Raw genomic sequence first — 23439 nt, 5'->3', positions numbered from 1 at the left:
ATGGCCGCCTTCACGCCGCAAGCGCTCCCGGCGTGGCGACGCGCGGTGCTGAAGGTGGGCAGCAGCCTGCTCGCCGGCAGTGGCGGGCTCGACCCCGTGCATGCGCGCGAGCTCGCCGCCTTCATCGCGGCGGCGCGCGCGCAGGGCCGCGAGGTGGTGCTGGTCTCGTCGGGTGCGGTCGCGGCGGGGCGGGGGCGGATCGGCGCGGCGGGCAACGGCATCGTCCAGCGCCAGGCGCTGGCTGCGCTGGGCCAGGCCTCGCTGATGGGCTTCTGGCAGTCGTTGTCCGACGTGCCCGTGGCGCAGGTGTTGCTGACGCATGACGACCTGCGCAACCGCCGCCGCTACCTCAACGCGCGCACTGCGCTGCAGGCACTGCTGCAGCTCGGCGCGCTGCCGGTGGTGAACGAGAACGACACCGTCGCGGTGGACGAACTCAAGCTGGGCGACAACGACAACCTCGCCGCCGCGGTCGCCTCGCTGGTCGAGGCCGACCTGCTGCTGATCGCCACCGACATCGGCGGGCTGTACACCGGCAATCCGGCGCGCAATCCCGCCGCCCGTCCGGTACTGCGGGTCGAGCGCGTCACCGCGCACACGTTTTCGATGGCGGGGAGCGCAAGCGCGCTCGGCACCGGCGGCATGCGCACCAAGCTGGAAGCGGCGGCCAAGGCCGCGGCCGCCGGCATCCCCACCGCGCTGTTCTGTGGGCGCGATGCCGGTACCGTGGCCGCGTTGGCGGGCGATGTGCTGCACGGCACGCTGGTCGCCGCGCAGGGCAACCGGATCAACGCGCGCAAGCAATGGCTGCGGCATGCGCCCGTCGCCGGCGTGCTGGAGGTCGATGCCGGTGCGCGCGCTGCCTTGCAGCGCGGGGCGTCGCTGCTGCCCGGCGGGCTGCGCAAGGTGGCCGGCGACTTCCGCCGCGGCGACGTCATCGAGGTCGTCGGCGAGGACGGCCAGCCGCTGGCGCGCGGGCAGGCGCAGTACAACGCGGTCGAGGCGGCGCGCATCGCCGGTCGCCACAGCCGCGACATCGAACCCATCCTCGGCTTCCGCTACGACGAAGCCATGGTCCACCGCGACGACCTGGTCCTGCTGGACGGCGTCGCCAACCCGACGGAGGCGACGGCATGACCGGTTACGTGCGTGGACTGGCGCTTGCCGCGCGGCAGGCGCAGGCGGCGATCGCGGCTGCAGATGCGGCGACCCGGCGCCGGCTGCTGGAGACCATGGCCGACCAGCTGCTGGCCGGCGAGGCGGCGATCCTGGCGGCGAATGCCGACGATCTCGCCAAGGCTGCGGCACACGGTGCGGGAAAGGCCACGCTGGATCGGTTGGCGTTGGATCCGGCGCGCGTGCGCGGGATGGCCGAGGCCCTACGCGAGGTGGCGGCGCAGGCCGATCCGCTGGGCGAGGTGACCCGCCGCGAGACGCGTCCGAACGGCCTGGTGGTCGAGCGCCAGCGCATCCCGCTGGGGCTGGTCGCGATGATCTACGAAGCGCGCCCGAACGTGACCGCGGAAGCCGCGGCGCTGTGCCTGAAGGCCGGCAACGCGGTGCTGCTGCGCGGCGGGTCCGAGGCCGCGGCCAGCAATGCCGCGATCGCCGCCTGCCTGCATGCCGCCCTGCGCGAGGCCGGCCTGCCGGAAGCGGCGGTATCGCTGGTCGCCGACCCGGCCCGCGAGCACGTACTCGAGTTGTTGCAGCTGGCCGACCTGGTCGACCTGGCAATCCCGCGCGGCGGCGAGAGCCTGATCCGCTTCGTCGCCGAGCATGCGCGGGTGCCGGTGATCAAGCACTACAAGGGCGTCTGCCACCTGTACGTGGACCGCGACGCCGATGTTGCGCTGGCGCTGGACCTGCTGGTGGACGGCAAGGTCTCGCGCCCCGGGGTCTGCAACGCGCTGGAAACCCTGCTGGTCCATCGCGACATCGCGCCGGCGTTCCTGCCGCACGCCCTGCAGCGGCTGCAGGCGCACGGCGTCGAGGTGCGCGGCGATGCCGCCACCCGCGCCTTCGATCCCGCCCTGGCGCCCGCCACCGAGGCCGACTACGCCGCCGAATTCCTCGACCTGGTGATCGCGGTGAAGGTGGTCGACGACCTGTCCGCCGCGCTGGCGCACATCGCCCGCCATGGCTCCGACCACACCGAGGCGATCGCCACCAGCGACCCCGACGCCGCGGAGGCCTTCGTCCGCGGCACGCGCAGTTCGGCGGTGATGGTCAACGCGTCCAGCCGCTTCAACGACGGCGGCCAGCTCGGGCTGGGCGCGGAGATCGGGATCTCCACCACCCGCCTGCATGCCTACGGCCCGATGGGCGTCGAGGCGCTCACCATCGAACGCTTCGTGGTGCGTGGCGAGGGCCAGGTGCGGCATCCGGTTGGCTGAACGCGCGGCGCACGCCGGATGACGGGCCGACCGGCCAGCGATCCATAGCCAATAAGTCCTATGCCTTACCGCGAATAGGCTAGGCGGGGGAGGCTTCCTAGACTGCGACGCACTGCACGCAGGCCCGTCCTGCATTGGGAGTGCCCGCATGTCGCGCACCGCGCCATCCTTCGCCCGCCCGTTGGCGATCCTGCTTGCCTTGTCCTTGGCGTCGGCACCTGCCTTCGCTTCCTGCGCCCCCGATGCCGGCACGCGTGGGCAGGACGCCCCGCCGCCGGTCGCACAGGCATCCGTGGCTCCCGTCGCGCCCGCGGAGGCGCCGGCTGCCATCGGCGACGACGATCGCGCCGCGCTGGCGGCGCTCGGTCGTCTGGAGGATGCCGATACCGCGCTGTCCCTCGCGGCTGAAGGCGCGGCGCTGTACGAGCGCGAAGCGGTGAAGCTGGACGGCTATGCCTATTGCAGCCAGGCGGTCGAACTGGCCGAGAAGGGCGAGTTCCGCGAGAGCGCCCGCGCCGCGAGCAAGGCCCTGCACGTGGCCCTGCAGAGCGGCAACACCGACTTGCTGGGCAAGGCCTACCGCGACCTCGCGATCGCCTTCAACTACGCCGGCCAGCTGGAGCGCGCGGAGCAGTTCGCCACGCTCGCATTGAAGTACCCGGGCGTGGATCCGACCCAGGTCAACGGACCGGCACGCAAGGTCATCGGCGACGTGCGGACGCGCCAGCGGCGTTTCGACGAGGCCATCGCCAGCTACGAGCAGGCCGCCACCGAGAGCTCCGCGCGGTTCCGCCCGCTGGTGGACGCGTCGCTGGCAAATGCGCTGATCCTGTCGGGCGACCTGCCGCGCGCGCGCGCCACCCTCGACGGCCTCGCGCAGCCCGCCGAAGCCCGCCAGCGCGCGCAACTGCAACGGACGCGGGGCCGCCTGTTGTTGGCCGAGGGAAAGCCGGCCGAGGCGCTGGCGCTTTACCAGGCATTGGCCGATGCGCCCGCCGACGGCGACGAGACGTTCTACCGCGCGTGGGCGCTGGACGGCATCTCCAAGAGCCAGGCCGCGCTGGGCCAGGATGCCGAGGCCGCGCGTGCGCTGGACGAGGCGATCGATACCTTCGACCGCGCCCGCGCGCAGTTCCGCAGCGACGAATTCAAGATGGGCCTGTTCTCCGACCTGCAGGCGGTATTCGAGCGGGCGATCGTGTTGCACGACAAGCTCGGCCAGCCGGCCCGCGCGTTCGACATCAGCGAGCGCAGCCGCGCGCGTGCGCTGCTCGACGCAGTGGCGGGGCGCGCCGAACTAAAGGGCGACAGCGGGGCGGCGATGGACGCGGCGCAGCTGCAGGCCATGCTCGCGCCGGACGAGGTGGTGGTGGCCTACCACACGCTGCCCGACCGCCTGGTCGCCTGGGTGCTGTCGCGCGATGGCGTGCGCGAGGCGAAGTTCCCGCTGGCGCTGCCCCGTGCCGACCTGGGCCGGCTTGTCGATGCCTACCGCGACGCGTTGATCAAGCTGAATCCGAAGGCCGCGGGCATCGGCGACCAGATTGGACAGCTGCTGCTGGCGCCGCTCGGGATCGCGCCCGGCAAGCGCGTGGTGATCGTGCCGCACGGGCCGCTGCACTACCTGCCGTTCCAGGCGCTGCGGCTCGACGGGCAGTACCTGATCGAGCGCAACCCGATCTCGATCGCGCCGTCGATCAGCATCGCCGCGCGCCTGGCCCAGCGCACCCCGACCGCGCGCGCGGAGCTGCTGGCCTTCGGCAACCCGACCATCTCGCCCGACGTGGCCGATCCGCTGCCCGGCGCCGAACGTGAAGTCCAGGCGCTGGCCGCGCAGTTCCCGGGGGCGACGCTGTACTTCAACGCCGAGGCGAACAAGACCAACTTCGCCGCTGCCGCTCCGAAGGCGCGCCTGGTGCACGTCGCCGCGCACGCCATGGCCGACACCCTGGACCCGCTGCATTCGAAGGTGCTGCTGGCGGACGAGGACGGCAAGCCGAACTACCTCGAGGCCAAGGACGTGATCGGCATGGACCTCGGCAACGTCGCGATGCTGGCCCTCTCCGCCTGCGAATCCGGGCTCGGCCGGGTGGACAACGGCGACGAGGTGCTGGGGTTCACCCGCTCCTTCCTGTCGGCCGGTACCTCCACGCTGCTGGCTTCGCTGTGGCCGGTGTCCGACGCCGCCACCGAGAAGCTGATGACCACGTTATATGCCGACCTGGCCAAGGGCGTGGTCGTGCAGGACGCGATGCGCGACGCGCAGCGCGCGGTGATGGCCGATCCGCAGACCGCGCATCCGTTCTATTGGGCGCCGTTCAACCTGATCGGCAACTGGCGACTCACGGTGGGCCAATGAACCAGGGAACCCGAGCGATGAACTTCCAGTCCCGCCACCGTCCGCCCCGTCCGCGCCACCTCGCGGGTGCGTTGTGGCTCACGCTCGCGTCGTTCGCGCAAGCCGCCGAGCCCGCAAGCCAGGAGGCGACCCCTTCATCGGCGGCCGGTCCGCAGCAGGCGCAGGCCTTGCCCGAACCGCAGATGGCCGCGCAGCCGAGCTTCGTCCTGCAGGGCGTGGAATTCGTGGGTGCCAGCGGCATCCCGGAGGCCGAACTGCAGGGTGTGGTCGCCGACCGCATCGGCGCCAGCGTGAGCTTCGCCGACCTCGAGCAGCTTGCCGCCAGGGTCGCCGCGCACTACCACCAGCGCGGGTTCCCGCTCGTGCAGGCGTACGTGCCGGTGCAGGAAGTGGTGGATGGGCGCGTGCGGATCATGGTCAGCGAAAGCGTCCTCGGCAACGTCGCCATCGACATGGCCGATGGCACGCCGCTGCAGCGCGAGCGGGTCGCGCGCACGCTGGCGGTGCTGGAGGCGGGGAAGCCGCTGAATGGGCCGCGCTACGAGCGCGCGATGCTGCTGCTGTCGGACCTGCCGGGGATCAAGCCGCAGTCCGCGATTTCCGCCGGCGCCACTGCCGGCACCACCGACTTGTTGGTCAAGGTGGGGTCGCGCGATCGCCTGCAGTTCGGCCTCGAGCTGGACAACCACGGCACCCGCGACTCCGGCCGCCTGCGCGCCACCGGGAGCATGCGCTGGGCCAGCCCGTTCGAGCGCGGCGACAACCTCGACCTGCGCTTGATGCTGGCGCAGGGCATGCACACCGCGTTCGGGCGCCTGTCCTACGAGACGCCCGTCGGCTATGGCGGGCTGCGCATCGGTGGCGGCCTGGCGCGGGTGCAGTACGAGCTCGGCGGACCGTTCGCGCCGCTGGAGCCGACCGGCGTCGGCGATGTCGCCGATCTCTCCTTCAGCTATCCCATCGTGCGCCAGCGCGCGATGAACCTGTTCGTGCGCGGGATGCTGGACAACAAGGACCTCATCGACCGCTTCGAGGCGGTCGGCTTCGAGACCCGCAAGCGCATCCGCGGCGGCGGCATCGGCCTGTCGATGGAGCGCCGCGATGGCGTCCTCGGTGGTGGCTACACGAGCGCGAACGCGATGCTCTACCACGGCAACCTCGACATCCGCGACGCGACCAGCGAGGCCTTCGACCAGCCGCCGTTCGGCTACGGCACAGAGGGCAGCTTCGGCAAGTTCACCCTGCAACTCGCCCGCCTGCAGGCGGTCACGCCCAAGGTCAGCGTGTACCTGGGCGGAGGCCTGCAGCGCGCCAGCAAGAACCTCGATGCCTACGAAAAGCTGTCGCTGGGCGGGCCGAAGGCGGTGCGGGCGTACGCGGTGGGCGAAGTGCTGGTGGACGATGGCTGGATGGCCACTGCCGAATTGCGCGTCGCGCCCACCCCGGAGGCGACGGTATTCGCGTTCTTCGATGCCGCGCGCGGCGACTTCTTCCACGACCCGCGTCCGTTCGACCTGGTCACGTCGCGCAGCCTGCGCGGTCACGGACTCGGCCTGAACTGGAGCCGCCCGGGGAAGACCAGCGTCAACCTCACCGTGGCCTGGCGCGACACCGGCCCCGGCCTCACCGATGGCGGCGACCGCAACCCACGTCTGTTCTGGTCGATCCAGAAGGCCTTCTGAAGGAGCACCACCATGCGCACCAAGCACAGCATCCAGCAGGCTCGCCCGATGCGCCGGCGCAGGCTGGCGCTTGCCTTGTTGGCGGCGATCGCCGCGCCGGCGGCCATGGCGCAAAGCCTGCCCTATGGCGGCAACGTGGTGTCCGGTGGCGCCACCATCGGCTATTCCGGGACCACGGCGACGGTGAACCAGTCCACCCAGGGCGCGATCATCAACTGGAACAACTTCAACGTCGGCGCGGGCTATGGCGTCACCTTCAACCAGCCCAACGCGAGCGCGGTGATCCTCAACCGGGTGATCGGCAACGGCTACGGGATCAGCCCGACGACCATCGATGGCGCGCTCACCGCGAACGGCCATGTCTTCATCGTCAACAGCGCGGGCATCACCTTCGGCAGCGGTGCGCAGGTGAACGTGGGCGGGCTGGTGGCTTCGACGCTGGCGATCAGCGATGCCGACTTCCTCGACGGCCTCGCCACGGGACGCTATCGCTTCGACGGCGCCACCGGTGCGTCCCAGGTGCGCAACGACGCCGACCTGCAGGCGGGGGCCGGTGGCGTCGCGCTGGTGGGGCCGGTCGTGATCAACAGTGGCGCGATCGTCACCGATGGCGGCAGCATCGGGGTCGGCGCAGGCACGTCGGTCACCCTCGATTTCGTGGGCGATGGGCTGACCCAGGTCACCATCGACCTCCCGCCGACGGTCGATTCCGGGATCGTCCAGGACCGCTTCGGGTCGATGACCGCGGATGGCGGTCGGATCCTCCTGCGGACCGCGACGACCGCTGGCGGCACCGGTGGCGCGATCTATGCCTCGGGCCTGCTGCGGGCGCAGACGATGAATAACATCGCGGGCCGGATCGAGCTGACGTCGGCCGGCGGGACCGTGATGCTGGGCGCGCCGGGGGTGTTCTCGGACGCCAATTCCCCGTTCACTGCCGGCACCATCGACGTCACCGGCGCGGGCAGCCAGTCGGGTGGCAGCGTGTTGTTGCAGGGCGCGGCCGTGACGCTTGTGAACGAGGACGACGACCCGGTCGATCCGATCGACCCCGCGTCGCCGGGCAGCCTGATCGATGCCTCGGGTGGCGGTGGCGGCGGACAGGTCGAGATCCTCGCCGGCGGTGCCGCACTGCTGCTGGCGAACGCGCAGGTGCGGGCGGACGCCCTGGTTTCCGGCGATGGCGGCAGTGTCCGCATCAGCGCCGGCGCCACCGCGCTGGCGGGCGGCACGCTGGTCAGCGCGAACGCCCAGTCAGGCGCCGGTGGCAGCGTGGATATCGGTGGCGACGCGGGCCTGCTCGCGTACGGCGCGCTTTCCGCACGGGGCGCCACCGCGGGTGGCGACATCACCACCTACAGCGGCGGCGATTTCGACCTCCGCGGCTTGCAGGTCGACGCCGGAGGCGGCGCGCCGGGCACCTGGACCCTGTGGGCCCCCAACATCCGGGTGGTGGACGGCGCGGCGCTCGGTTCGCTATCGACCGCAATCGGGGGCAACGATGTACAGGACGCGGAGATCAACACCGCACTCGCGAACGGCACCAGCGTCACGCTGCGCGCGGGGACCTCGCCGAGCGACGCCGGCGACATCGGCTTCGATGCCGGCGTCGCCATCGCCTCCATGGCCGGGAGCCTGGCGTTCCGCGCCGACGCGCAGGGCGGCATCTACGGCGACGACTTCAGCATCATCGCGGCCGGCGGCTCCCTGTCGATGGATTTCAACGCCGATGCTTCGGGCGCCAATACCGGCTTCGCCGGCATCGCCTTGTCCGGCGCCACGCTCGACAGCAACGGCGGTGCCATCCTGATGTACGGCCAATCGGATCCGCTGTCCGGCCTGGCCAGCAACTACAACAGCGGTATTTCATTGATCGGCAGCAGCATCCGCACGGGCGGCGGCGAGCTGGTGCTGCGCGGCGCGACCACGGCGGCGGATGCCGGCAGCGACGACGCCGGCGTGGTGCTGGATGGAACGACCGTCGATACCGGCGGTGGCGCGGTGGCCTTGCATGGGCGAGGGACGGACTTCACCGGCGGCGTGGTCCTGCGCGGCAGCAGCATCGCCAGCGGGGGCGGCCGGATCGACGTGGCCGGCAGCAGCGATGGCGACGGTGCGGGCATCGAGCTCGATGGCGGTTCCAGCATCACCGCCGGCAGCGGCCTGGTGGTGTTGCGCGCAGGCAACGCCGGCGCCAGCGACGCGATCCGCCTCGCCGGCACCGTGTCCAGCGGCACGGCCGTCAACCTGCGGCCGGGCGGGGTGGATGCCGATGGCGCGGCAACCGATTTCACCGGCGAGGCGATCCTGCTGGGCACGACGGGCAACGGATTCGCGCTCGACGGCGGCGAGTTGGCGCGGATTTCAGCGCCCCGGCTGGTCGTCGGCAGCAGCCTGCATGCAGGCGCGATCCAGGTGCTCGGCGCGATCGCGCGCACGGGCGACCTGACCCTGCAGAACGATGGCGGCAGCGGCGGCATCCAGGTGCAGGCGGCGCTCGATGTCGGGAACGGCACGCTCGCCTTGTCCACCGGCGGCTCGATCACCCAGTCGGCGACCGGCGCGATCACCGCGCACAGCCTGCTGGCCCGCGCCGACGGCGATGTGTTGCTGGCCGCTGCGCAGAACAACGTCGCCGCGACCACGCTCGCCGGCAACGCCGGCGGTGACTTCGAGTACCAGGACGTGGATGCGCTGGCGATCGGCAACGTCACCGCGACCGGCTTCGATGCCGGCAGCGGGACGCTGGCTTCGATCGGCGCCAGCGGCATCCAGGCGGGGGGCGACGTCTTCGTGCGCAACCTGCAGGGCGACCTGGTGCTCGGCGCGGACGTGTCCGGCACCAACATCGACCTGGTGATCGCCAACACCTTGCAGAACACGGCGGGCGCCAGCCTGCTCGCCTCCGGCGACTGGCGCGTGTGGGCGAGCACGTGGGTGGGCGAAAGCCGTGGCGGACTCGCCGGCAATGGCGCGCTGCCGAACCTCTACGGCTGCCAGTTCCAGGGCGCCTGCGGGGTGAGCGTGCCCGGCGCGAGCGACCATTTCATCTACGTGCAGCAGCCCGTCGCGGTCATCACCTTCGATGATGCCACCCGCGAATATGGCCTGCCGAACCCGCTCTTCACCTTCAGCGTGAGCGGCGCGATCCTCGGCGATACCGCGGCCAACGTCGCCAGCGGCAGCGCCACGAGCCCCGCGACGGTCGGCAGCGATGTCGGGGCCTACCCGATCTCCGGGAGCTTCACCTCGGCCGCGGGCTACCAGTTGCAGTTCGTGCCCGGCACGTTGCGGATCACCCCGGCCACCCTGGTGTTCACCGCGGACCCGTTCGTGCGCTACCTGGGTACGCCGAATCCATTGTTCACCGGCACCGTCACCGGCTTCCGCAACGGCGACACGGTGGAGAGCGTCTTCGGCACCACGCCGGTCTGGTCGAGCCCGGCCGGCATCCTGTCGCCGATCGGCTACTACCCGGTAAACGGCGGCACCAGCGCGAAGAACTACGTTTTCGTGCAGGCGCCGGGCAACGCGACCGCGCTGCAGGTGATCCCGTTGCCGCAGCTGTCGTCGACACCGACCGACCTCATCAGCGACCCCGTGAACACCTACCTGTACGATCGCAACATCGCGGGCGCGCCGGTCTGCGCCGTGAACGCCACCCTCGACGACCAGGCCCTGGCCGCGAGCGGTGACGCGTTGTCGACCGAGTGGTCGAAGGTCCGCTCGCGCCCCAACCTGGTCAATTGCTTCGACGCGGAACGTCGCAGCGGCTGCAGCGACTTCTGAGGCGGTCACCTCCCTGCATCGCCGGGCTCAGGCGGCGTCGCGCGCCGTGTTGAGGCCGCTGCGGGTCGCCAGCAAGGCCCGCAGTTTCGCAGGGGCGGCCGGCAGCAGCATGGCATGCGCGTGCAAGCGGCTGGCGTTGTCCAGCAGGGCGCGGTCGGCGCGGGGGCACAGGATGATCCGGGTGGCCTGCGGGCGACGCTCGGCGGCCCGCGCCACCGCGGCCCAGGCCGGATCGTCGGCGCCGTCCACGGTGCACAGCAGGGCGTCGTGGCTGCCGCCGGTGCCGTCGAGCGCGGCCAATGCGCGCGCGGCATCCTCCGCCGGTTCGGGCGCATAGCCCCAGGACGCCAACATCGCCGCCAGCGCGTCACGGCGCGCCGGGTCGCGGTCCAGCAGCAACGCGCGGGGCGGCCGGCGTGCCGCCGAGGCACGCGGCAGGTCGAGCCAGAAGCAACTGCCGCCGTGCAATCGCGAGCGCAACTCCACCCGCGTGCCCAGCAAGGCGGCCAGCCGCGAGACGATCGAGAGCCCCAGGCCGAAACCGTTGCGCGCATCGCGTTCGGGGTTGCCGACCTGGAAGAATTCATCGAACAGGCGCGGTTGGTGCACCGGTGCGATGCCGATGCCGTTGTCGCGGACCTCGATGCGGACATGGTCGCCGCGCCGGCGCGCGGCGACCAGCACGCGGCCGCCGCGCGGCGTGGCCTTGATGGCGTTGTCGACTAATCGGCCCAGCAGGCTGGCGAGCATCCCCGGATCGCTGAAGACGGCCAATTCACCCGCGTGCCAATGCAATGCGACGCCGGCCGCCCCTGCCTGGGTGGACTGGAGCGCCGACAGTTCGGTGAACAGGCCGGCCAGCGCGCAGGGTCCTGCATGCGCCTGCAGGGTGCCGGCATCGAACTGCGACAGCAGCAGCAGGCCATCGAGCACCTCGGTGATGGTGCGCATGCCCGCCTGCAGTTGCGCGAGCTCGCGCCCTGCGCCGGTGGGCGCGGCGCGCTGCAGCTTTTCCAGCGCCAGGTCCATCGCTTGCAGCGGTTGCCGCAGGTCGTGACCGGTGGCGGCCAGCAGGCGATCCTTGGCGCGGACCGCGCCGTCGGATTGCTGCATCAACCGGACCATTTCGGCGGCCATCTGCCGGCGCTGTTGCGCAGCGTCCTCGAGGGCGGCCTTCAGTCCCTCGATTTCACGCAGGAACGCGAGGTACAGCGGCGCAAGCGCGTCGTCCACCTCGGTGGGGATGGCGCCTGCCTCGATCGCGGCAGCGGCCGCGCGTGCGTCGCCCCGGATGCGGCGGAGGATCCAGGCGCGCGCAGCCGCGGCGCCCAGCACGCCCGCGCCGACTGCCGCGCCCGATGCCAGCAGCCAGGGCTGCAACGCATCCATGAGACCTCCGACCTGTGTCCGCCGAGCGTAGGCCGCGGCCCACCCGCGGGCGATATCCCATCGGCGCTAGCGCTGCCGTGATCCGGGCGCGCGATCTAGGCCGAACGGCGTATCGAATTCGCTCCCGACGCGGCGCAGACTCGCTGGGCAAGGATCGACTGCGTGCGGCCGCGCGTGATTGCCACGCCTGGGCGCGCAATCGCCCCCGGTTCCCTTCCACGACGAGGACACCCATGAACACGACCAAGATGCTCCGCCCGTTGCTGGCCATCGCGATGCTCGCGGGCAGCGGGATCGCCTGCGCGCAGGACGCGCAGCCGGCGCAGGATCCGCCTTCGGTGGATTCGATCATCAACAGCCTCAAGGCGGATCCCGCCACGGAAGGCCCGGGCCAGACCCGTGCACTGCGCCCGGGCGCGGCGTCGATGTCGACCGCGCCGGCGCCTGCACCCGCGGCCAAGCCCAAGCCCGCCTCGATCAACATGCAGATCAACTTCGAATACAACTCGGCGGAGATCGCCGGCAGTTCGACCAAGACCATGGCCACGCTGGCGAAGGCGCTGGCCTCGCCGCAGCTCGAGGGGCGCCGCTTCACCGTGGTCGGCCATACCGATGCCAGCGGTTCGGCGTCGTACAACAAGGCGTTGTCCGACCGCCGCGCCGCGGCCGTGCGACGCTACCTGATCGACAGCGGCATCGATGCCGACCGCCTCCGCGCCGTCGGCAAGGGCGAGAGCGACCTGCTCAACAGCGGCGATCCGAATGCCGCCGAGAACCGCCGCGTCGAGATCCAGGCCACCGGCGGCTGAGCCGGGACGATGCCACTGCAGGTCGTCAATGGCGCGCAGCTGGTGTGCAGCTTCGGCATGGCGCCGTCCAGCCTGGTGGTGTTGCCCGCGAACCGCGTGTTGTCGGGCAACCAGCCGGCCGCGAACATCATGGACCACAAGCCGATGGTCAACATCATGCCGTTCGCGATGTGCATGAGCCTGGCCAATCCGCAGGTGGCGGCCGCGACTTCCGCCGCCAGTGGCGTGCTCACGCCGCAGCCTTGCATCCCGATGACCCAGACCCCGTGGGTGCCGGGCGCGCCCACCCTGTTGATCGGCAACATGCCGGCCGTCGACAACACCTGCACCTGCCAGTGCCTGTGGGCGGGCGTGGTCAGCGTCGTCAATCCGGGGCAGGTCACCGAACTGATCCCCTGATCCGCGGTCACTGAAGCGAAACGGGCGGCCTTGTGCCGCCCGTTGTCATGATGGCGCCACCCACGCGCCACGCCTGCTGCCTCCGCGCTTCGCCCGCGGATCGCACGTCAGCCCAGCATGCTGCCCGCGTTGCCGAGCGAGTTCGCGGCATTGCCCATCGCGCCCGCCGCGGCGGCCGTGGCGGATTGCGCGGCACCCACCGCACCCTGCGCGGCTTGCGCCGCCGCCGCCGAGGCATTCCCGATCGCCCCTTGGGCACTGGCGATCGCGCCCTGCGCGGCTTCGCCGGCAGTGGCGGCGGCCTGCTGCGCGGCCCCCTGGGCGGCATTCAAGGCGCCTTGCGCCGCCCCGTTGAGGGCCTGTTGCGCCTGCTGGGTGGCCTGGTTGGCCTGGGCCAGCCCTTGCTGCGCGGCCTGGTTGACCTGCTGCTGGGCCTGGGCGGCTGCCTGTTGCGCGCCCGCGATCGCCTGTTGCGCGGCATCGCCGGCTTGCTGCTGTGCGCCGTCGACCGCGGCCATGGCCTGGTCGATCGCACCTTGCGCCGCCTGTTGCGCCTGCTGCTTCATGCCGTTGACCGCGTCCTTGGCCTGCGCGATCGCGGCGCCCGCTTGGTCGCGGACGGCCTGCTGCGCCTGTTGCACGGCGTCCTTCGCGGTCCCCAAGGCCTGTTGGGCGGCGGCGTTCGCCGTGGCCTGGGCCTGGTCCAGCGCCTCCATCGCCTGGTCCATCGCGCCCAAGGCCTGGTCGGCCAGTGCGTCGGCCTGGTCGAGGGCGCCATTGGCCTGGTCGAGCAGCGGCCCGGCGACGTCGTTGAGCGCGCTCGCCGCGTTGCCGAGGGCGTTGTTCGCCTGCGCGGCACGCCGCGCGAGTTCGTCCTGCAGGGCGCGCACGTACGGGCAATCGGAGGCCGGGAAGTCGATCGGCAGGTTGGGGAAGCTGGAGGGCAGGGCATCGAGCAGGGACGCCACCTGGCCGAGCGCATCGCGCGCGTTGCCGAGCACGGCGTCGCGCGCGCGCTGCAGCGCGGCTGTGCTCGCATCGCGGAGCATCGCCTGCGCCTGGTCGATGGCCTGGTTGGCGGCGCCGAGCGCGTTGCCGATGCCGTCCTCCACCAGTGCCATCGCATTGTCGACCATGCCCATCGCGCGATCGATCGCGTCCTGCGCGGCCTGCTCGGCGGTGGCCATGGCGTTGTCCAGCGCCTGCGATGCGGTGTCGAGCGCGCCTTGCAGTGCACCCTGCGCCTGCTGCTGGGCCTGGTCGACGGCGGCCTGCGCCTGCGCCAGCGCGCCCTCGGCCGCGGCACCGGCCTGCCGGCTGGCGGCATCCAGCGCCTGGTTGGCCTGCGCCAGGGCACCCTGTGCCATGTCGTTGGCGGTGGCACGCGCGTTGTCCAGGGCCTGGTTGGCCTGCGCCAGCGCCCCTTGGGCGGCGGCACCCGCTTGCGCAGCGGCGGCCTGGGCGGCCTGTTGCGCCTGTGCGACCGCGCCATTCGCGGCGCCCGACGCCGCTGCGGCGGCATTGGAGACGGCCGTCTGGGCTTCGCCGATCGCACCCTGCGCGGCCTCGGCGGCACTGGCGGCGGCGGCGCTGGCCGCCTGTTGCGCCTGCTGCACGGCGTCGCCGGCGGCGGCGCCGATCCCGGACAGGCCTTCGGTGAGTCCTTCGAACATGGTCAACCTCCGGTGCCGCGCCGGTAGTCGGCGTATGCGGCCGCAGTCCACATCTCGATCATCAGCGCGCGATCCAGTTGCGGGCTGCCGCGGTCCGCGAGCACCCCGACGATGCTGGGATCGCCGGCCACCCGCGCGTTGCCGAACAGCATGCAGGCCACCGCATAGGCGGCGACCGCCCGCTGGCTCTTGAGCCCGGCCTTCCGGCAATGCGCGATCACCGCATCGAGTTCGGCATCCAGCTGGTCCAGGGGCAGCGGGGTGGCCCCCCCCAGGTGGCGGTTCAGGAAGTCGGCGAGGTTGTGGCGCAACTGCACCTCGCCGATGGCGGCCATCTGTTTGCGCTTGATCGCGAGCACGCGGGCCTCCTTCAGGCCACCGAGGCCAGCGGCAGGGCCTGGGGGTCGGCCATGCCGTCGCGGGCGAAGTAGAGTGCCGCGTCCGGCGCACGCGCCTCGACCCATGCGCCCTGGATGGGACCGAAGAACTCGCGTCGGGTCGGCGGGTCGAAGGTCGGGATCACCGTGCGGAACGCGCGGGGATCGTAGAAGCGGAACAACATCGCCTTGCCGTCCGCCGCGCGGACCCGCAGCACGCGGCGCAAGTGGGCGCGCACGCTGCGCAGGTCCTGGTCGGCGGCGGTCGCCAGCACGATGCCCCAGTGCCCGTTCCAGCCCTCGTGCAGGGCCATCCGCGTCGCGGCGCTCTGCGGCGCCAGCCGGACCAGCCACGGCGCGGCCGCGCTGAGCATCGGGTCCAGGCTGCCCTCGAACAGGCAGGCCGATTCCGGCGCCGCCTGGGCGAGCCGACCCGGCAGGCCGTCGATCATCGCCCCGTCCATGACCGCGTAGATCGCGCGCCCCGGCTGGGCGAACACCATCCTGTGCAGGGACTCGAAGTGGCCTTGCGGAATCACCGGGACTCGTCTCCACGCATGTGCAGCGGCATCCGGTCGGGCCGGGTGCCGGTCTGGTCCGGACGCGGTCCCCCCGGGCCGCGGCGGCGGGGGACAAGCGGCTTCGCCCCCGTGCACCCTTGTGTACGGAAAAATTGCACGCGACGGGTCATGCCATCAGCGCTTCGAGTGCGGCGCGCGCGGCTTCGCATTCGGCGCAGAATGGTTGGCCCGCCAGCGCGGCATTGCGCAGCGCTTGCGCCTGGAGCTGCTGGATCGGGTCGATGACGCTCCCGTCCTGGGTCGAATGTGTCCCGGCGGCGTTGACGATCATCGTGCCGATCGACGTGATCGCGGCCGATGGGGCGCCGCCGGAATTCTGCTTGATCATCGGGCCCACGACCGACACCCCGGATGGATCGATGACGATCCCGCTGGCGCCGACCTTGAGGCTGATCAGGCCGTTCGCCTCCATGACAAGCTGCGTGCCGCCATGGATGGCGATTTCCTGCTTGGAGGCGATCTCCATTTTCGCCTTGCTCAGCAGCTTGGCCTCGGATCCAGACTGGAACTCCAGCGGTCCGTCGACGACCGCCACGGTCATCTGGCCCTGCACCGCGATGCCCTGGTCGCCCTTGACGTGCAGGTGGTCGTTCGCCTCGATCGTGGTCTTGCGGTAGTCGCCGACCTTCAGGTCGAGGCTGCCGCCGATCTGGTGGTGCTCGTTCGCCTTGACTTGGACGTTCAGCGCCTTCTGCGCTTGCAGGAACACTTCCTCACTGCCCTTCTTGTCCTCGAAGCGCAGCTCGTTGGTGCCGCCGCCGCCCTTGGACGACAGCGTCTTGATGGTCGAACGGGTGGCATGCGCAGGCAGGTCGTAGGGCGGCTTGTTGATCCCGTTGTAGACGCAGCCGGTGACCAGCGGCTGGTCCGGGTCGCCCTCCAGGAAGTCGACCACGACTTCCATGCCGACCCGCGGGATGAACATCGTGCCGTAGCCGTTGCCTGCCCAGGCCTGGGCCACGCGCACCCAGCAAGAGCTGTGGTCGTCGTACTGGCCTTGGCGGTCCCAGTGGAACTGGACCTTGATCCGGCCATGCTGGTCGACGTGCAGCTCCTCGCCGGCGGGGCCGGTGACCAGTGCGGTCTGCGGCCCGCGCACCAGCCCTTTGGGCGTGCTCAACGGCGCCCGCCACGTCACCGCGTGCGGGTGCAGGGTGAATTCGTTGCCGTACTCGGCGGCACCGTCGTTGCCCAGGTTGTTGCGCCCGTGGTGCCAGACCGACAGCACCATGTACTCGATGTTGAACTCGTCGAAGGGATGGTCTTCGAGCGTGAAGGTATGGCCCGGGGCCAGCGTCCGCACCTGGCTGTCGCCGCGGAAGCGCATGTGGCCGGCTTCCTCGGCCTCCATCAGCACGCGCGAACGGTACTTGCCGACTTCCGGGTCGACGAAGGCCCCCGGGTAGCGGTAGCGCTCGAGGTCGCGGTCCGCGCCGATCGACAGCACCGTCGGGGTGTTCTCGCGCAGTAGCCGCTTGCGCTCGAAGTCCCAGTCGCCCAGCGTCACCTTGCGGGTGCGCATCTGCTGGTCGAGGGCCAGGGTGCGGATCGCGTCGTAGTCCTCCGCGGTGCCCTCGTGGTGGAAGGGCAGGGTGGACGGCTCGAGCGCCGGGTTGCCGCGGTTGTGGTCGGTGAACACCAGCAAATGCCGGCTTTCCTCCGCATCGTCGTGGCGGAAGTAGTAGTGGATGCCCTCGCGCTCGACCAGCCGGGAAATGAAGTCGAAGGTGGTCTCGTGGTACTGCGTGCAGTAGTCCAGCGCCGGGTGGTCCTCGTGGAGGTCGAAGCGGAAGTCGCTGTAGTCGAACTCCTCGAAGATCGCCTCGATGATCTCGCGCACCGTCTTGCCCTGGAAGATCCGGCAATCCTCGTGCTGGGTCATGAACCAGAACCAGGGGACGATGTCGCATTCGTAGGCGTACAGGTCCTCGCCCTCGGCCGAGGACGCGCGCCCGGTCCGCTGGAAGCGCGAGACCACGCCGTTCCAGTGGCGCTCGCCGCCCATGTGGCGGGTGTCCCAGGCTTCGATGCGGAGGATGGCGGGCTTGCCGATGATCCGCCGCGGGTCGATGTCGTCGCGGCTGGAGAGCAGGCGCAGGCGGAACTCGAACAACTGCGACATGGCCTCGTGCCCGGCCATCTCCGCGATCAACAGGTCGTCCTCCCCGTACTCGTGCAGGGTGAGGAAGTACATCCGGTTGCTGGTGGAAAGGCTGGGAGGCATGCGCGTGGCCGGTATCGGTGCCGGTGGTCGTATCCTCGCCGCTGCCGGCGCGGCGCGACATTCGCCCGAAGTGCTATCCGCGCGGGGAAGCGGATAGCGCGAAGGGCCTAGGCCGGGTGGGGATCAGGCGACCTCGTAGGCGAAGCCGCCGTCGGCGGCGACGCCGATCCGGATGGCGCCGATCGCGCCTCCTTCCGCCATCCGCTCCAGCACGTGCCCCGAGACCTCTGGGAGGATGGTGCCGGTCAGGATGTTGTCGATGTTGCGCGCGCCGGAGTCGACTTCGGTGCAGCGCGCGGCGATGGCGTCCACCACCGCGTCGTCGTACTCGAAGGCGGCGCCGTGGTTGGCCTTGATCCGCTTGCCGATCTTGTTGAGCTTCAGGCGCACGATCTTGCGCAGGTTCTCGTCCTTGAGCGGGTAGTAGGGGATCACCGCGGTGCGCCCGAGGAACGCCGGCTTGAACACGCGGTTGAGCTCGGGCTTGAGCAGTTCGTTGAGGTATTCGACGGTCGGCACCTCCTCCGACTCGTTGCACGCCTGCATGACCAAGTCGGTGCCGGCGTTCGAGGTGAGGATGATCAGGGTGTTGCGGAAGTCGATCTCGCGGCCTTCGCCATCCTCCATGCGGCCCTTGTCGAACACCTGGAAGAACAGCTCCAGCACGTCCGGGTGCGCCTTCTCGATCTCGTCGAGCAGGACCACCGAGTAGGGGCGGCGACGCACCGCCTCGGTCAGCACGCCGCCCTCGCCGTAGCCGACGTAGCCGGGCGGACTGCCCTTGAGGCTGGAGACGGTATGCGCCTCCTGGTACTCGGACATCGCAATGGTGATCATGCTGCGCTCGCCGCCGTACAGCGCGTCGGCGAGGGCGATGGCGGTCTCGGTCTTGCCGACACCGGAGGTGCCGACGAGCAGGAACACGCCCTTGGGCTTGTCCGGGTCCTCGAGGTTGGCCCGCGAGGTGCGCACGCGCTGGGCGATGGCCTCGAGCGCATGGCCCTGGCCGATCACGCGCTGCTCCAGGGAGTCGCGCAGCCGCAGCACGGTCTGGATTTCGTCGGCGACCATGCGGCCCACCGGGATGCCCGTCCAGCCGGCGATGATCTCCGCGACCGCGCTGGAATCGACCACCGGCAGGATCATCGGCTCGAAGCCCTGCAAGGACTTCAGCTCCACGCGGAGGGCATTGAGCGCGGCCACCGCATCGGCGCGCCCCGGGTCGTCGGGGGACAGGGCCTCGACCTTGTCGAGCTCGGCGTGGATCTTGCCGACCAGTTCCTTCTCCTGCGCGAAGCGCGCTTCGTCGGCGGCCAGGGCTTCGCCGACCTTCGCGCTTTCCTCTGCGATCTCGCCGAGCCGCTTGCCGTGGTCGCTGCCGCCGGCGGCTTCCTTCTCCAGATGCGCGCGCTCGGTGGCCAGCACGTCGAGCCGGCGCTTGGCATCCTCGATGCGCGCCGGGGTGGCGTTCTGCCCGATGGCGATCTTGGCGCAGGCGGTATCGAGCACGCTCACCGCCTTGTCCGGCAATTGGCGGCCGGGGATGAAGCGCGAACTCAGCTTCACCGCCTCGACGATCGCTTCGTCGAGGATGCGCACCTTGTGGTGCGCGGCCATCGCCTGGCCGACGCCGCGCAGCATCGACACCGCCTTGGCGTCGTCGGGCTCGTCCACCTTGACCACCTGGAATCGGCGGGTGAGCGCGGGGTCCTTCTCGAAGTACTTCTTGTACTCGGACCAGGTGGTCGCCGCGATGGTGCGCATCTCGCCGCGCGCCAGCGCCGGCTTCAGCAGGTTGGCGGCGTCGTTCTGGCCGGCCGCGCCGCCGGCGCCGATCAGCGTATGCGCCTCGTCGATGAACATGATGATCGGCTTCGGGCTGGACTTGACCTCCTCGATCACGCCCTTGAGCCGATTCTCGAACTCGCCCTTCACGCTGGCGCCGGCCTGCAGCAGGCCGAGGTCGAGCGAGAGCAGCTCGACGCCCTTCAGCTGCGGCGGCACGTCGTCGGCGGCGATGCGCAAGGCCAGGCCCTCGACCACCGCGGTCTTGCCCACGCCGGCCTCGCCGGTGAGGATCGGGTTGTTCTGCCGGCGCCGGGTGAGCACGTCGACCATCAGCCGGATCTCCGCGTCGCGGCCGAGCACCGGGTCGAGCTTGCCGTCGCGCGCGCGCTGGGTCAGGTTGATGCAGTACTGGTCGAGGTTCGGCGTCTTGCTCGGCCGGCCGCCGCCCGCGGCCGCGCCGGGCGCGGCGGCATCGCCACCGACCGCGCCGCCGGCGTCGCCGAGCGCGCGTGCGTCCTTCGCCTCGCTCGAGGCCTCGGTCAAGGCATGGAAGTTCTTGGTGAGTGTTTCGAGGTTGATCTTCTCCAGCGAGCGCGCGCTCACGCTCACCAGCCGGCGCAGTTCCGCGTCGGCGAGCAGCGCGACCAGCACGTGTCCGCTGCGGATCCTGGCCTCGCCGAACTCGATGGAAGCCCAACCCCAGGCGGCCTCGAACAGTTTCGGGATCATGGCCGACAGCGCGGGTGTGCGCTGGTTGCCGGTCTTGAAGCCGTCCAGCGCCTTGCCCAGTTCGCGTTCCAGCGCCTCCGGGGCGATCTCGAACTGGCGCAGGATCCTGCGGATGTCGCTGTTCTCGACGTCCATCAGCTTGGCCAGCACGTGTTCGACTTCCACCTCGTAATGCCCGCGCGACATGCACAGGCCCGCCGCGCCCTCCATCGCGCCGCGGACGGTGGTGTTCAGGCGCGCGATCAGCGCGCGCAGGTTCAGTGCCATGATTGGCCTCCCATTGCGGAAAAGTGGAATTCGCAGTCGTTCGCCGGGCGCGGGTCGCGACGCCCGCCGAGCCAGGTGTTCCAGCCAAGTTGCGGGCGGTCGCCATCGCGCGCGCCCAGCCGCAGCCGCGGGACCTGGTCCGCGCGCAGGGAGAGCCGCACGCGCAGGTCCAGCGCCAGCCCGGTCAGGAAGCGGCTCAGCTCGACCGTGTCGGCCAGTCGCGCGCCGCGCGGCAGCAGGCTGTTGAAGCGGTCGCGGTCGACCGGCCCGATGGTCAGGCGCAGCGTGGTCTGGCGGTCCCAGTAGCGCCGGCCGAGCACGCAACCTTCGCCCAGCGCATGGTTCGCGCGTCCCAGCCGGGTGCGCGCGTCGCCGGCGATCGGCTGCCAGGTGCCGAGGCACCCGGTTGCCCGTACCGGTGCGCCGACCACCGCCGAGACCACCTGCGCGATCGCGCGTTCGCCGTGCGGGCGTTGCGCGATCAGGCCGGCGAAATAGGTCATCGCCGCGCTCGGCAGCGGCTTGCCCGCCACGCCACGCTTGCCCGGGTGCATCCGCGCCTGCAGGGCGGGCGTGCCCATCCCGACCAGGAACTCGAGGTAGCGCAGCACCGAGTTGTGGAAGCCGAACTGGCGTCCGATCTCGGGGCGATGCTTGGCCCAGGCGAGCCAGAACAGCGCGACCAGGCGATGGTTGAACAGGTCGAAGAAGTCCTGCGCGCTGCGGTCGCGCTGCTGGACCTGGCGGGCGATCAGCTGTTCGGTGTAGATGCGCGGCAACACGCCGGAAGGGCCGGTCAGGCCCATGAAGTTGACGCCGACCTGGGTGGTCGTCCCGGATTCCGCCACCGCGTCGAGTTCGGATGGCGGGAACGCCAGCGACGCGGGGACGGTGAAGCGCAAAGGCCCGGGCCGGGCGCCGGTGCCGCGGCCGTCGAACCCGTGCGCGCTGTACAGCAGCCGCACCGCCTGGAAGAAGCCGAAGCGCCCGGGCTCCGCCAGCAGGCGATCCAGCGCAGGCCGCATCGGGTCGCCCGGTGGTACCCGTGCGGCGAGCGCGGCGTCGGAAGCGGCCTCGTTCATGCGAGTGGCAGGCTCCCGCTGCGCGGCGGGAACCGCACCATCCAGCCTTCGCGCTGGAGCGTGCGCACGCTGAGCCGGGTGTACGAATTGGCGGTGCAATACAGGCCGAAGAAACGGTCCAGCACGCAGGCCATGAGGTACACGCCGGCGCCGACGTACTGGTTCTCGTCGAACGACAGTTCCACCTCGGTCCCGCGCACGAAGGCCTGTCGCGGCGCACGGCCGATGCGGGTGACCGATGGATGGCCGGCGACGTCGGCGATGCCGGCGATCTGCTTGCGCACCGTCGCCGAGTCCGCGAAGTTGTAGAGGCTGAGGATTTCCAGCAGGGCCTCGCGGCCGCCGTCGACGATCGACAGGTGGTTGAGCGAGAGATGCGAGATGAGCCGCCACTGGTTGGCCAGTCGCATCGGCGCGCGCCAGGTCGCGCTGGGCTTCTTCAGAAGGCGGGCGCTGGCGATCACGCCACCCTGCTCGGGCTGCAGCCGGCTGTCGTCGCCGCCGAAGGGCAGGGCCGAGGGCAGGTCGCGGTTGGTGCAGGTCAGGCTGATCGACAGCGTGTCCACGGCGGGCGCGCGCGGGTTCATGTCGCGGTCGACCAGGCTGATCATCACGTCGGCGCCGTCGTCGTTCGGCAGCGGCGATGGCCTGCGCTGCAGGTACCAGTAATGGCCGCCGCCATCGTCGTGCAGGCCGTGGCGGACCGAGTAGGCGGGATGGAACTCCACCACCTCGCTGCCGGCCGGGCCACGGGTCGACTTGCGTACCCAGTCGACCGAATAGACCTCCAGTCCCAGCGGCCGGCGCACGTCCGGCACGACCTGGTATTCGTGGCGCTCCTGGCTGACCCGGATCGGCTCGCCCTGCTGCTTGAACAGGTTCACGATCGGCGTGCAGAACAGGCGGAAACTGTCGGCCGAGACCGCCTGTTCCAGCCGCTGCAGGCGTTCCGGCCGGCCGACGCTGCCCAGCTCGATGGCGATTTCCATGCCGCGTTCGAAACGGCTGGTGTCGAGGCCTTCGATGTCGACGAACAGGAATTTCTCCGGCAGCACGAAGTATTCCTGCAGCAGCCGGTAGCCGAGGAACGAGCGTGGGTCGTAGTCGAGCAGGGCGTCCTCGTCCTCGAAGCCGACCGGCTTGAGCGCATGCGCGGGCAGGCGCAACGGCGGCACCTGCGGCAGGTCGTCGGGCGCGCGCAGCGTGATCCCGGTGGCGGCGTTGAGCAGCAGCTCGTGCAGGGCATGCACCAGCGGGCTCTCGCCATCCAGGTACAGGCGCAGGCGGTGGATCGGCAGCTTCGACAGCGGCAGTTGCCCGGTCGCCTCGATGCGCAGGCGGACGGTCGCCACGGTGTCGTCCTGGGTCACCGCGAACGCGGAGCGCTCGGCGGCCTCCAGCCGGGCGTCGGCGATCCGGATCGGCCAGACCTCGACCGGGTAGCCGGTGCGGTAGCGCACGGGCAGGCCCTGCACGGGCCGGGTCAGCAGCATGCTGTGGCGCGGGAGTTCCTGCGCCGTGGTGATCTCGGCGCCGGGCGCGAGTTCCAGCTGGGCGATCGACATCGACGGCACAGGCCGCAGGAAGTGCGGGTAGAGCACCGACAGCATCGCCTCGGTGATCTGCGGGAACTCGTCGTCGAGCTTCTTGTGGATGCGCGAAGTGAGGAACGCGAACGATTCGATCATCCGCTCGACGTGCGGGTCCTCGCAGACCTCGCCGTCCATCTGCAGGCGCGAGGCGATCTTCGGGTACTTGGCCGCGAACTCCTTCGACAACCGTCGCAGGTAGGTCAGTTCGTTCTCGTAGTACGGCAGCAGCTCGTCGAGCATGGCGTCCCCGCGGCATGGTCCGGCTGCCGCGAAGCGCGCGGCAGTCGTCGACACAGGCTAGGGAGC

15 protein-coding genes are annotated in these 23439 nt (G+C 70.8%); 7 read left to right on the top strand and 8 right to left on the bottom strand.

Annotated features, from left to right (window positions below; translation table 11 throughout):
• The 5 genes from proB to ON759_RS12070 all read left to right on the top strand — a co-directional run bounded on the left by proB (position 1) and on the right by ON759_RS12070 (position 10223).
• Positions 1–1137: a glutamate 5-kinase gene (proB, locus tag ON759_RS12090; RefSeq protein ID WP_271680647.1), complete on the top strand. Its 1137-nt coding sequence runs from the start codon at positions 1–3 to the stop codon at positions 1135–1137.
• Complete coding sequence (locus tag ON759_RS12085; protein WP_271680646.1) at positions 1134–2393, top strand: glutamate-5-semialdehyde dehydrogenase; 1260 nt, start codon at positions 1134–1136, stop codon at positions 2391–2393. The genes proB and ON759_RS12085 overlap by 4 nt, the downstream gene beginning before the upstream one ends.
• Positions 2394–2541: 148 nt before the next feature.
• Positions 2542–4752 (top strand): CHAT domain-containing protein, encoded by a 2211-nt coding sequence (locus ON759_RS12080; protein WP_271680645.1) that lies wholly within the window; start codon positions 2542–2544, stop codon positions 4750–4752.
• Between the two features lie 17 nt (positions 4753–4769).
• A complete protein-coding gene (locus tag ON759_RS12075; RefSeq protein WP_271680644.1) occupies positions 4770–6434 on the top strand; it encodes a ShlB/FhaC/HecB family hemolysin secretion/activation protein in 1665 nt (554 codons plus the stop codon).
• Positions 6435–6446: 12 nt separating this feature from the next.
• A complete protein-coding gene (locus tag ON759_RS12070; protein WP_271680643.1) occupies positions 6447–10223 on the top strand; it encodes a two-partner secretion domain-containing protein in 3777 nt (1258 codons plus the stop codon).
• A 27-nt stretch (positions 10224–10250) separates the two neighbouring features.
• On the opposite strand, the gene ON759_RS12065 is transcribed toward ON759_RS12070, so the two are convergent.
• Positions 10251–11612, bottom strand: a complete 1362-nt coding sequence (locus ON759_RS12065; RefSeq protein ID WP_271680642.1) for a sensor histidine kinase — start codon at positions 11610–11612, stop codon at positions 10251–10253.
• Positions 11613–11845: 233 nt separating this feature from the next.
• Between ON759_RS12065 and ON759_RS12060 the strand changes: the two genes are divergently transcribed.
• Positions 11846–12421 carry an OmpA family protein gene (locus ON759_RS12060; RefSeq protein ID WP_271680641.1) on the top strand — a complete coding sequence of 192 codons (576 nt, stop codon included), beginning with the start codon at positions 11846–11848 and terminating at the stop codon, positions 12419–12421.
• A gap of 9 nt (positions 12422–12430) precedes the next feature.
• Positions 12431–12820, top strand: a complete 390-nt coding sequence (locus ON759_RS12055) for a DUF4280 domain-containing protein (RefSeq protein ID WP_271680640.1) — start codon at positions 12431–12433, stop codon at positions 12818–12820.
• 107 nt (positions 12821–12927) lie between these two features.
• Here the strand turns inward: ON759_RS12055 and ON759_RS12050 are convergent, their stop codons facing one another.
• From ON759_RS12050 to tssF, 7 genes are all read right to left on the bottom strand, one after another.
• Positions 12928–14493 (bottom strand): hypothetical protein, encoded by a 1566-nt coding sequence (locus ON759_RS12050; RefSeq protein WP_271680639.1) that lies wholly within the window; start codon positions 14491–14493, stop codon positions 12928–12930.
• Positions 14494–14495: 2 nt separating this feature from the next.
• A complete protein-coding gene (locus tag ON759_RS12045) occupies positions 14496–14852 on the bottom strand; it encodes a hypothetical protein (protein WP_271680638.1) in 357 nt (118 codons plus the stop codon).
• An 11-nt stretch (positions 14853–14863) separates the two neighbouring features.
• Entirely contained in the window at positions 14864–15409 is a 546-nt protein-coding gene (locus ON759_RS12040; protein WP_271680637.1) for a DUF4123 domain-containing protein, read from the bottom strand.
• A gap of 148 nt (positions 15410–15557) precedes the next feature.
• The gene (locus tag ON759_RS12035; protein WP_271680636.1) at positions 15558–17675 is read right to left on the bottom strand and encodes a type VI secretion system Vgr family protein; all 2118 of its coding nucleotides are present in this window, start codon (positions 17673–17675) and stop codon (positions 15558–15560) included.
• Positions 17676–17798: 123 nt separating this feature from the next.
• Positions 17799–20459, bottom strand: coding sequence for a type VI secretion system ATPase TssH (gene tssH / locus ON759_RS12030; RefSeq protein WP_271680635.1), 2661 nt, complete (start codon positions 20457–20459; stop codon positions 17799–17801).
• Positions 20450–21541 carry a type VI secretion system baseplate subunit TssG gene (gene tssG, locus ON759_RS12025; protein WP_271680634.1) on the bottom strand — a complete coding sequence of 364 codons (1092 nt, stop codon included), beginning with the start codon at positions 21539–21541 and terminating at the stop codon, positions 20450–20452. The genes tssH and tssG overlap by 10 nt, the downstream gene beginning before the upstream one ends.
• On the bottom strand, positions 21538–23373 hold the full coding sequence (tssF, locus tag ON759_RS12020; protein ID WP_271680633.1) for a type VI secretion system baseplate subunit TssF: 1836 nt from the start codon (positions 23371–23373) through the stop codon (positions 21538–21540). The genes tssG and tssF overlap by 4 nt, the downstream gene beginning before the upstream one ends.
• Between the last annotated feature and the right edge of the window lie 66 nt (positions 23374–23439).

This window comes from Thermomonas mangrovi (assembly GCF_028201335.1).
Classification (GTDB): Bacteria; Pseudomonadota; Gammaproteobacteria; order Xanthomonadales; family Xanthomonadaceae; genus Thermomonas; species Thermomonas mangrovi.
This window is presented reverse-complemented; position numbering and strand designations above follow the sequence as displayed.